Source organism: bacterium (assembly GCA_020440705.1).
GTDB lineage: Bacteria > Krumholzibacteriota > Krumholzibacteriia > LZORAL124-64-63 > LZORAL124-64-63 > JAGRNP01.
This window is the reverse complement of the sequence record JAGRNP010000258.1, coordinates 1-1,272: the sequence shown is the minus strand read 5'-3', so window position 1 is coordinate 1,272 and position 1,272 is coordinate 1. Positions and strand designations below refer to the sequence as shown.

Below are 1,272 nucleotides of genomic sequence, written 5' to 3'. Positions count from 1 at the left end.
GAGGTAGGGGTGGAGGGTGTCGTCGCGGTAGCGCTTCGTGCCGAGGATGGCACCGCCGAGGCAGCGGCCCTGGCCGTCGATGTGCTTGGTGGCGGAGTAGACGACGACGTCGGCGCCGAGGGCGAGCGGGCGCTGCAGGAGGGGCGTGGAGAAGACGTTGTCGACCACGACCTCGGCCCCGACGGCGTGGGCGAGTTCCGCCACGGCCGTGATGTCGACGAGCTCGAGGGCCGGGTTGGAGGGGGTCTCGAAGAAGACGAGGGCGGTGGGCCGGGACAGGGCGAGGCGCCACTGGTCGAGGTCGGCGCCGTCGACGAACTCGTGCTCGATGCCGAAGCGCGGCAGGATATTGGCGATGATGTGGCGGCAGGAGCCGAAGAGGGCGCGGGCGGCGACGACTCGGTCACCGGCCTTCAGGCGGCACATGAGGGCGGCGTTGACCGCCGCCATGCCGGAGCCGACGGCGCAGCAGGATTCGGCCCCCTCGATGGCGGCGAGGCGCTCCTCGAAGGTGCTGACCGTGGGGTTGCCGTAGCGGGAGTACATGAAGCCGGGGGCACGGTCGCGGAAGCGGTCCTCGGCATGCTCGGCGCGCTCGTAGACGAAGCCCGAGGTGAGGTAGAGCGCTTCGGCGGTCTCGCCGTGGTGCGAGCGGTCGAGCCCGCCCTGCACCAGTTGCGTCTCCAGCCGCCAGCCCTGCGCCCCGTCTTCCGCCATGTTCCTGCTCCGCAAGCAAAAAACCCCGGCCGGAAAATGCCAGGGTCCACATGACGCCCGGCCTTTTAGCGGATTGTTTAACGTGGCCCGCAAGCCGACCGGCTCAAATCACCACATGTCGGCGATTAGGCGCGATCGCCGGCGACGTCAAGCTGGGTCTATCGGGTGGGCGTTGTCAGGCGGTCCAAGTTAGAGCCCGGCGCCGATGGCCGAAGCGATTCTATACACTTGGTCGCATGAATCCATGTGCGACCCATGAAACAGCGACGCCAATAGCGAGTAGCGCAAAAGGTGAAATCAGTGTAAATGCAAATGGAAAAATAACATTCTCGAACATGTTCGCAAATATCTTTTCACGACTTGTATATTTGACTTGCCAACGTAAAGCTAATTTTTGCTCTTCTTCGGTAAAGCATCCCCGGCGAAGCGCCATTTTTAATGCAATAGGGCCAGAAGGCCTTCCATCCATCGAAGTTGGAAAGCATTTTTTGTTGTATATTTCAGGAAGGGTGACAACTTTTATTTCATCTAGAATTGGTATCAACAATAAAGATC

2 protein-coding genes and 1 riboswitch are annotated in these 1,272 nt (G+C 61.6%); both genes read right to left on the bottom strand.

Annotated elements, in window-relative coordinates; all coding sequences use genetic code 11:
* Nucleotides 1-717, bottom strand: a 717-nt coding sequence (locus KDM41_18220; protein ID MCB1185360.1) for an aminotransferase class I/II-fold pyridoxal phosphate-dependent enzyme, incomplete at its 3' end; no start/stop codon positions are given.
* Between the two features lie 45 nt (nucleotides 718-762).
* Nucleotides 763-842, bottom strand: a riboswitch (SAM riboswitch).
* A 95-nt stretch (nucleotides 843-937) separates the two neighbouring features.
* Nucleotides 938-1,272: hypothetical protein (locus tag KDM41_18215; protein ID MCB1185359.1), on the bottom strand; the 335-nt coding region annotated here is incomplete at its 5' end.